The following is an 8705-nucleotide window of genomic DNA, read 5'->3' on the forward strand; positions in this document are numbered from 1 at the left end:
GGGAAGGCCGAGTTCCAACTCGGCCACGGCGTTGTCCGGCGGTTCGCTGGTCGAGCGGGAGCTCGACCTTCCCGTGTGTGTGGTTTTGATTACGGAGAAGAGGGTCTAGTGCGCACGGCCCCAGTTCCCGTTTACGCGGGCGAGTAGCGCAGGGCTGGCGGGAAAAAGGACGGCAGCATGTTTGAGGCTCGCAGAGCCGAGTTCTGCCGGCCCCCGTCAGGCCGAGCAACGCAGCGAACCCGCAGGGCCGCGTAGTCGGGTGCCCCGGGGGATCGCTAAGGGGGGGGCTGGGCAAGCAGCCCCCCCTTGGCTCGCCGGGAAGGCGAAAGGCGTGGGAGCAGAGTGCAGGTGGCTTGGCCGAGACAACCCTACGTCACTACCCCGTCATTCCCGCGCAGGCGGGAATCCAAAGAAGGTATCAGACGGCTAACTGGATCCCCGCCTTCGCGGGGATGACGTGGAAGGGGGGGATGTATCTGAGTGGCCGCAACTCCGGGTTGAGATGGAGCCGGGCACGGCATGCCGTGCCCCTACAAAAGCGGTGTGCGAACGGAAGCCGGAAGGGGCAGTCAGCCCCGCTCAGCGCCGCAAATACGCACTGAAATCCACATCACTGGCCGACAAAATCGCCTGTACCCGGTTATGCACATTCAGCTTGCGCAAAATGGCAGACACGTGGGCTTTGACCGTGGTTTCGGCGATGTCCAGGTGGTAGGCGATCTGCTTGTTGGATTCACCCTTGGCCATGCGCTCCAGCACCAGCAACTGCTTGCGGGTGAGGGCGTAGAGCAGTTCCGGGGAGATGGGGTACTCCTCGGGGTTGCGGCGGGTGATGGTGTGGTTGGCGCGGATGATGTCGGAGGGCAGGTAGACGTTGCCGTCGAGAATCTGCTCGATGGCTTCGGTCATCTGCGCACGCGGGGAGGACTTGGTGATAAAGCCCACCGCGCCATAGGTAATGGCCTGCAGCACCACTTGCTTGTCTTCCTCGGCCGAGACAATCACCACCGGAATCGACGGTGACTCGTTGCGCAACGTGATCAGGCCGTTGAGGCCATGCATGCCGGGCATGTTCAGATCCAGCAGGATCAGGTCCAGGTCATCCTGTTCGCGGGCGATCGCTAGCGCGCTGTCCAGGTCACAGGTTTCCAGTAGCTCGCTGCCCGGAAAGCCGCTGCCAATGACGTTGCAGATGGCCTCGCGGAACAGGGGGTGGTCGTCAGCTATGAGTATCTTGTACATGGCTTGGTAACCCGTTTTATTTTTTTATGTATGCAGCCAAGGCGGTTGGCACTGTAGGCATTACATCGCCAGTAGGGTGTCTTTTAAATGAGACGTTGGCACTACAAACCAGTACTAAAGTAGTAGGTCGCAGGTGCTCGGAGCAAGCGCTATCTGTCGGGCGGCTATCGGTGATTCAGCGCTCTGCAACAGGTCATTCAGGCGTTCATCTGCCACCAGGGTAGCGGCGCTCAGGGCGAAAAGATAAAAGGCGGTCAGCACGATCAGCAGGCGCATGGCGGCAGTCCGGTTGGTGTTTGCCGGCAGTATGGCGCGGCTGCGGTTGCAAGCCCATATGCAGAAAGTAGCGGGTTGGCGGTACCAAGGTCGTATTTTGCTCGCGCGCGAGCGGCATAGCATGGGCAGAAAACAAGTGGACCACCACCATGCACTGTCTGCGAACCCTGCTGCACCTGACCCTTATGCTGCTGTGCCTGCTGGGCACCGACCGCCTGCTGGCGGTGGATAGCCCCGCCGCCAGCGTCTCTGCCCAGCACGAGCTGCAACCATGAACCTGCTGCTGGTGGACGACCATCCCATGGTGCGCCACGGCTGTGCCTGCCTGCTGGGTGAGATGTTGCCGCAGGCGGAGATTCGCGCTGTGGAGAGCGGGGAGGACGCCTTGGTGGCCGCGCAGCAGCGCGTACCCGATCTGGTCTTGCTGGATATTGGCCTGCCCGGCATCAGCGGCATCGAAACCGCCCGTCGCCTGCTGCAGCGCTGGCCGCTGCTGCGCATCCTGTTTCTCAGCATGCATGACGAACTGCCGCTGGTGCGTCAGGCACTCGCCGCCGGCGCGCTCGGCTATATCACCAAGACGGCATCGCCCGAGGTGCTCTGCGACGCGGTGGGGCGTTGCCTCAAGGGGCATCGTTATATCGAGCAGGAGCTCGCCACCCAGCTCGCCTGCGCCGGCAGCGATGAACGCCTCGACCCGCGTCTGCGCGACGTTACCCAGCGCGAGTTCGAGATATTTGTGATGCTCGCCCGTGGCGTGGCGCCGAGGTTGATCGCCGAGAACCTGTGCATCAGCAGCAAGACCGTCTCCAACAACCTCACCGTGCTCAAGCAAAAACTCAACGTCAGCTCGCTGACCGAGCTGGTGCATCTGGCCATCGATACCGGCGTGCTGCGGGTGCAGCGTGCCTGACCGCTGGTCGGTCGCAGCACCGCCGTGCGGCGTGGCAGCTAGCCTGAGAGGGTGCCATGGGTCGGGCAATCTACTACTAAATAACGACGTCAACCCTGCCAACGGCGCATACCAGACACCCCGGACCCATTACTAAGATCGAACCATGACTTGACCCGTGCGGGGTCAGGCTTCGCTCAGAGGAAAACAACAATGATCTATGCACAACCCGGAGCCGAAGGCTCAGTCGTTTCCTTCAAGTCTCGCTATGGCAACTACATCAATGGCGAGTTTGTCGCGCCGGTCAAAGGCCAGTACTTCACCAACCTGACCCCGGTCACCGGCAACGCCGTGTGTGAAATCCCGCGCTCCACCGCAGAAGATATCGACAAGGCGCTGGACGCCGCTCACGCTGCCAAGGATGCCTGGGGCAAGACCTCCGTGCAGGCGCGCAGCAATATCCTGCTGAAAATCGCCGACCGCATCGAGCAGAACCTCGAACTGCTCGCCGTCACCGAAACCTGGGACAACGGCAAGGCCGTGCGTGAAACCCTGAACGCCGACATCCCGCTGGCCGCTGACCACTTCCGCTACTTCGCCGGCTGCCTGCGCTCGCAGGAAGGCACCGCTGCCGAGCTGGACGAGCACACCGCTGCATACCACTTCCACGAGCCGCTGGGCGTGGTGGGTCAGATCATTCCGTGGAACTTCCCGCTGCTGATGGCCGCGTGGAAACTGGCCCCGGCGCTGGCTGCCGGTAACTGCATCGTGCTCAAGCCTGCCGAGCAAACCCCGCTGAGCATTCTGGTGCTGATGGAAGTCATCGGCGACCTGCTGCCGCCGGGCGTGCTGAACGTGGTGAACGGCTACGGCCGCGAAGCCGGTGAAGCACTGGCCACCAGCACCCGCATCGCCAAGCTGGCGTTCACCGGTTCCACCCCGGTTGGCCGTCACATCCTCAAGTGCGCTGCGGAAAACATCATCCCGTCCACCGTCGAGCTGGGCGGCAAGTCGCCGAACATCTACTTCTCCGACATCATGCAGGCCGAAGAGTCGTTCATCAGCAAGGCCGTTGAAGGCATGGTGCTGGCGTTCTTCAACCAGGGCGAAGTGTGCACCTGCCCGTCCCGCGCACTGATCCAGGAAGACATGTACGACGACTTCATCGGCATGGTTCTGGAGCGTACCCGCAGCATCAAGCGCGGCAACCCGCTGGACACTGAAACCCAGGTCGGCGCTCAGGCTTCCGAGCAGCAGTTCGACAAGATCCTGTCCTACATGGAAATCGCCCGCGAAGAGGGGGCCGAGTTCCTGATCGGTGGCGGCGCAGAGCGTCTGAACGCCGAGTTCGGCAACGGCTACTACATCCAGCCGACCCTGCTCAAAGGCCACAACAAGATGCGCATCTTCCAGGAAGAAATCTTCGGCCCGGTGGTCAGCGTCACCACCTTCAAAACCGAAGCCGAAGCCCTGGCCATCGCCAACGACACCGAGTTCGGCCTGGGCGCCGGCCTCTGGACCCGCGACATCAACCGTGCCTACCGCATGGGCCGTGGCATCCAGGCGGGCCGCGTCTGGACCAACTGCTACCACATGTACCCGGCCCACGCCGCGTTCGGTGGTTACAAGAAGTCCGGTGTCGGTCGCGAGACCCACAAGATGATGCTCGACCACTACCAGCAGACCAAGAACCTGCTGATCAGCTACGACGTCAACCCGCTGGGCTTCTTCTAAGCCCAACCCAGGCAAACCCCGCGCAGGTTGCTCCACCTGCCGGGGCGCTAGGGGCTGGTAGTGAGTTGTCGGCCCTGAGTACTACCCCTGAGGGACATGCCCCTCGTTCTGCAAGTCTGTTCGTGAAACTTTGGCGTGACTTCGGTCACGCCTTTTTTTGTTTGGGATTTGGTGGGGGGATATCTATCGCTCCGCTGCAGACGCGATCTCCCGTAGGGGCACGGCATGCCGTGCCCGTGGTGACGCCTGCACGAACGTGACCGGTTTGGTTCAACGACGTGTGTGATGCTCACCTCTGCCTTTCGCCTCCACAGCCTCCCGACTAATCGTCAGCCCGGTAAACCACCACAACGTCATCCCCGCGAAGGCGGGGATCCAGTTTCTCCCGCACCGCACGATTGTTCATCAAGTCACCTTTTCGCCCTGACGGCGAGTCACTTTTCTTTGCGTGGCCAAAGAAAAGTAACCAAAAGAAAGGCCACCCCGACTACGCGGCCCTTCGGGTTCGCTGCGTTGCTCGATTTATCGGGGAGTCGTAAAACTCGTCGCTGCGCTCCTCAGACATCCTACGACTCTTTTTCCCGATAAATCTGCGCTACTCGCCCACGTAAACGGGGACCCGGGGTCCGTGCAAGCAATACGGTTTGCGGCCCAAGAAAAAATCAGCTTGCCGTGTGTTCTCCTTTCGCTAAAGTAGGAAGCAACTCACAAATTTTGCTGCAGCGCGAATACGCCGAAAGCGCCAAGGAAGGCGGTAACTGCATGATTCCATTAAAAAATGTCCGAATGTACTTTCGGCGTTATACCGAGCGCACTAATTATGTATTAGTGCTGCGTGCGATCTAATCACTGTTAAGTTACAAACATGACTACCGAGCAGAAGAGAGAATATCCAGAAGAATACGAGTTTGTTGGCTTTTTTGAGTGCGAGCCGCAAATGACGGATAGTGATGTCCCGTGGTGCTATAACACAGCGGCGTACACTACCGTCCGAAATGGGCTTCGTGTTGAATGTACAATTAGCCCAGGCTACGGCGATATGGATTTGTTAGTCCTGAATGGCGAGGAGCAATTGGTACGCTTGTCTGTCAACCATATTCAGAAAATTGAGTTTGAGGCAACGGCTGAGTCTGAAAAAATGATAGTGGAGTTTAATGAAGGCACGATTCTTCATCCTCTTATTCTGCAATTGAAACCAACGGTAAATGTATCATGGGGCACCGAGCAGCAATAAAACTTAACAAGGCCAGCCAGAGGGACTTTCGCACTGCGTGCTCCAGCCCCTGCTGGCGGCGTTAAACAATCATGAGCATGTCGGACATCGAACGAACGACTGGAATACGAAAGCTGGAGCTCCCGGAGAAGGTGAAGGCGTTTTTGGTGACCCTGGAGTGCCCGGACGGGATGCGATATCTATTTCAGGAGCCATACTACTTTTATTCGCGCGGCGCGCCGGAGGATCCCGGCCATTGGCCGGAGCTTGCTGGCCGGGCCTTACTTCCTCTCTGGGAGCACAGCGAGCGCGTCTTCGCAGCTGATGTCGGAGCTAGCCCGACGGAGTATATTTCTTTTCCTCTAGAGAATCCGAACGAATACGATTCTTATGGCGTTTCTGTTATGAAAGCAATCTTCCACATGCTGGAGCTGCATGTTTGGGAGTATGGTGGCGGTGAGCAGGAGGTATTAGAATCTGAAATACTCGCTGGCAGGCTGGAGTTCCCCAATCTTTCGGAGCTGGGAAATATGCTGGCAGAGCCCATGTGCTCTCAAGAGCGCATAGATCGATACATTGAGCAGCTTGTTTAACAAGGCGCGCCAATTCGCACACTTCGTGTGCCGGACGCTCGCAAGCTCGCGCCGTTGCGCTTAACGTTATGAGTAAAAGGCTGTGAAAGCAATGGGAAGTCTGGATGGTAAACAGCAAGCCTCTAGAGTTGATTTCCGAGCAATCCGATATAAAGGGTTAAATAAAATTGTAACAACGGGTTGGGCTACGCTAGTCGTATTAATTTCAATCCCCTTTTACATCTACACCGCTATTCAAACAAGTGGCGCTGACAGGTTTATTGTTATTGCCTTCTTTCCAATAGGTATCGCTATACTAGCGGTGGTAAGCGCTCAACTTGTAGTGTTAGTTATATTTTTCGGCTTAAGGCTAAATAAACTTGCATTTAGAAAAAACTCATAACAAAGCGCCCAAGTTACTCCGAGCGCAAAAACACGCGCCCTCCGCGGGACACACTACGCGTCGCTTCGTGTGCCCCTTGGCTTTGCGTTAGACATCACAGAATCAAGGAAACGCCATGAATCGAATGGAAAATGAACAAAAAATATTGATAGTTAATCAGTATCAGGAAAAACTATCATCAACACCAGAGCAAGGGCAAAAAGAACAATCAATTCAAGATTTCCTAGAAAGAAATACAGAGCTTTTTTCAGAGGCTTTAACCTATAAAAATTATTTTCATCAAGACATTTTAATTAGCAAGTGCCCGGTTATGGATCTGAAATCTGACTATGCATACTTATCCAAAAAATCAGATGAGTGGAAGATTGTGTTCGGCGAGCTTGAGCTTCCCGATTACAATTTCTTTAGAAAAGGAAGCGGTGATTTTACATCAGAATTTAATCACGCAATAAACCAGATAAGGCAATGGAAACTAAGAATAAAGAATAACCAGAATGAGGTATTCAATTTTTTCAAACTTCTTCTGCAGCCAGAGAGTATGCGTGAAAATCCTATTGTGTTTGAGTTCGAGCTTATTTTTGGCCGATCTGAAGATAAAAATAAAACAGCGGAAAGATTAAGGCTGATTCAGTCGGTTAGCCAAAGCGAAGGCATTGTCATAAAGTCATTTGATACCATTTCTAACGATTTTATGGGCAGACGGGAAAATACAAGGAAGAATGTAATAAGTTATAACGGAAAAAGTATCAGGTACAAGCATCTAAACACAAGGCCAACTTGGGACTTTGCGCTCTACAACAGCGAGCAGCTTATTGTATCCCCAGAACAAAGAAAGGTTTTAGTATCATGGGGCTATGACATGAATTCATGGGACTTAGGAAAAAAACTTGGTCAAAATGGAAAGGTTTCACCAGAAAATCCTTTTGAAGGCATGTTGCGAAAGCGGAATATATCCTCCACCAAGTCTAACTAATCGTTCAAGCCGACGCCTAACGGCGCGGCTTAACTCCAACGTTAGAGCTCAAGATCGTGGCCGAGGTTACTCACAACACTCTTATCACCAAAGCAGCCCGGACCGCGCTTCGTCCTATTGGATGTATCCAAAAGGGGCGGTCTCGCATATGGCTGGACGACCATCACTGGTGGGTTACGGTCGTTGAGTTTCAGCCCTCCGGATGGTCTAAAGGCACCTACTTGAATGTGGGGGCATTCTGGCTCTGGTATACAAAGGACTTCTTGTCGTTTGATGATGGCTACCGTGTCGACTCGTTTACGAGCGGGGAAAACCTCGAGGCCTTCGAGAGCGCAGTGGCAGGAGTCGCCGCTCGGGCAAAGCAGGAAGTGCTTCACTTCCGCCAGCGTTTTGCAACGCTTCACGCAGTCGCCGAGCATCTAAATAGCAAAGAGACTCGCTCGTCAGACGTGTGGAGCCACTACCATGCAGGCGTATCTGCTGGGCTCGTAGGCTGGCAGGCGGAATCCGAGCGTCGTCTTCGTGCAGTCCTTGCAGCAGAAGAAAGAGACGTAGAGTGGGTTAACAACCTCAAAACGGAATGTGATCGCCTGCTACATCGTTGTAAACGACGCGCCAGCATTTCGGAATCACATTTCGAGCGTTGTCGCTGCGAGCAGAGCAGCACTTAAACTCAAACCATCTACGGACGTAGCTTTCCCTGAGCTCTAGCATCTGGCGCTAGTCTTTCGCTTCGCTCACTAAGACGTCCTCAAGAAGAAATTGCAGCTGCCTCTTGGTCAATAAATGAAAAATACAGCTCTGCTCACAATCTGCCTTTTAATCTCAGCTTGCTCAGCCTACGAAATTCGCTCTGTCGACCTTCAGCCCCGTAGGGCAACAACGCTGCTCGCCGGCACTGTACTGGTTGATGTCGGTAGCTCCCAGGGATTGGGTGAGCAGTGGCTTGCGGAAGCATTAACCGAGCAAGGCCTTGCAGCCTCCGTTGTTCCATCAGTTGGTGAAGCGCCTTCTGAGTACCTGCTGTCGTTAGAGTCGATGCAGACCGGTGCGTGCTTTTCGGAGCCCATGCTAACGGTGCTGACGCTAGGGCTAATCCCATCCGTTGGGTGTGCGGAAACTGGCTACAAAATCGCGTTGGCAGACAGCGAAGGCAATACATTGTTAGCGACCAGTTCGGAGAGTAAGGTCACCTCTGTATCTGGTCTCGCCGCGTGGTTTCTGTTGCTGTCGCCTTCATGGGTGGGGGAGCGAGGGTTAACTGATTACGAAGCGCAGCGCATTGTTGAGGTGATTTCTAAGTCGGAGGCCGCATCAAGGTGAGTGGCAGAGGGCAAATCAGATATGCCCACGCTTGCGGGCTGGTGGGCAAAGTGCCGCTGGCTGCATGAGTGCCTAGC

The 8705-nt window shown here is 55.6% G+C and carries 9 protein-coding genes; 7 read left to right on the forward strand and 2 right to left on the reverse strand.

Annotated features, from left to right (window positions below; translation table 11 throughout):
* Nucleotides 1-579 precede the first annotated feature (579 nt).
* Nucleotides 580-1242, reverse strand: coding sequence for a response regulator transcription factor (locus tag ASB58_RS19475; RefSeq protein ID WP_096006379.1), 663 nt, complete (start codon nucleotides 1240-1242; stop codon nucleotides 580-582).
* A gap of 114 nt (nucleotides 1243-1356) precedes the next feature.
* Nucleotides 1357-1518 carry a hypothetical protein gene (locus ASB58_RS20115; RefSeq protein WP_165771328.1) on the reverse strand — a complete coding sequence of 54 codons (162 nt, stop codon included), beginning with the start codon at nucleotides 1516-1518 and terminating at the stop codon, nucleotides 1357-1359.
* 149 nt (nucleotides 1519-1667) lie between these two features.
* Between ASB58_RS20115 and ASB58_RS20350 the strand changes: the two genes are divergently transcribed.
* The 7 genes from ASB58_RS20350 (at nucleotide 1668) to ASB58_RS19505 (ending at nucleotide 8628) form a co-directional block, all read left to right on the forward strand.
* On the forward strand, nucleotides 1668-1793 hold the full coding sequence (locus ASB58_RS20350) for a hypothetical protein (protein WP_268877923.1): 126 nt from the start codon (nucleotides 1668-1670) through the stop codon (nucleotides 1791-1793).
* Nucleotides 1790-2431 carry a response regulator gene (locus tag ASB58_RS19480; protein ID WP_118132040.1) on the forward strand — a complete coding sequence of 214 codons (642 nt, stop codon included), beginning with the start codon at nucleotides 1790-1792 and terminating at the stop codon, nucleotides 2429-2431. The genes ASB58_RS20350 and ASB58_RS19480 overlap by 4 nt, the downstream gene beginning before the upstream one ends.
* A gap of 192 nt (nucleotides 2432-2623) precedes the next feature.
* Entirely contained in the window at nucleotides 2624-4144 is a 1521-nt protein-coding gene (gene exaC / locus ASB58_RS19485; RefSeq protein WP_118132041.1) for an acetaldehyde dehydrogenase ExaC, read from the forward strand.
* An 865-nt stretch (nucleotides 4145-5009) separates the two neighbouring features.
* Nucleotides 5010-5378 carry a hypothetical protein gene (locus ASB58_RS19980; protein ID WP_104738291.1) on the forward strand — a complete coding sequence of 123 codons (369 nt, stop codon included), beginning with the start codon at nucleotides 5010-5012 and terminating at the stop codon, nucleotides 5376-5378.
* Nucleotides 5379-5455: 77 nt separating this feature from the next.
* On the forward strand, nucleotides 5456-5950 hold the full coding sequence (locus ASB58_RS19495) for a hypothetical protein (protein WP_118132043.1): 495 nt from the start codon (nucleotides 5456-5458) through the stop codon (nucleotides 5948-5950).
* 497 nt (nucleotides 5951-6447) lie between these two features.
* On the forward strand, nucleotides 6448-7305 hold the full coding sequence (locus tag ASB58_RS19500) for a Shedu anti-phage system protein SduA domain-containing protein (protein WP_118132044.1): 858 nt from the start codon (nucleotides 6448-6450) through the stop codon (nucleotides 7303-7305).
* 786 nt (nucleotides 7306-8091) lie between these two features.
* A complete protein-coding gene (locus tag ASB58_RS19505) occupies nucleotides 8092-8628 on the forward strand; it encodes a hypothetical protein (RefSeq protein ID WP_118132045.1) in 537 nt (178 codons plus the stop codon).
* Nucleotides 8629-8705 lie beyond the last annotated feature (77 nt).

This window comes from Pseudomonas abyssi (assembly GCF_003444685.1).
GTDB lineage: Bacteria > Pseudomonadota > Gammaproteobacteria > Pseudomonadales > Pseudomonadaceae > Halopseudomonas > Halopseudomonas abyssi.

Coding starts and splice junctions, on each gene's coding strand:
- ASB58_RS19475 (WP_096006379.1), bottom strand. CDS start 1,242: ATGTACAAGATACTCATAGCTGACGACCACCCCCTGTTCCGCGAGGCC.
- ASB58_RS20115 (WP_165771328.1), bottom strand. CDS start 1,518: ATGCGCCTGCTGATCGTGCTGACCGCCTTTTATCTTTTCGCCCTGAGC.
- ASB58_RS20350 (WP_268877923.1), top strand. CDS start 1,668: ATGCACTGTCTGCGAACCCTGCTGCACCTGACCCTTATGCTGCTGTGC.
- ASB58_RS19480 (WP_118132040.1), top strand. CDS start 1,790: ATGAACCTGCTGCTGGTGGACGACCATCCCATGGTGCGCCACGGCTGT.
- exaC (WP_118132041.1), top strand. CDS start 2,624: ATGATCTATGCACAACCCGGAGCCGAAGGCTCAGTCGTTTCCTTCAAG.
- ASB58_RS19980 (WP_104738291.1), top strand. CDS start 5,010: ATGACTACCGAGCAGAAGAGAGAATATCCAGAAGAATACGAGTTTGTT.
- ASB58_RS19495 (WP_118132043.1), top strand. CDS start 5,456: ATGTCGGACATCGAACGAACGACTGGAATACGAAAGCTGGAGCTCCCG.
- ASB58_RS19500 (WP_118132044.1), top strand. CDS start 6,448: ATGAATCGAATGGAAAATGAACAAAAAATATTGATAGTTAATCAGTAT.
- ASB58_RS19505 (WP_118132045.1), top strand. CDS start 8,092: ATGAAAAATACAGCTCTGCTCACAATCTGCCTTTTAATCTCAGCTTGC.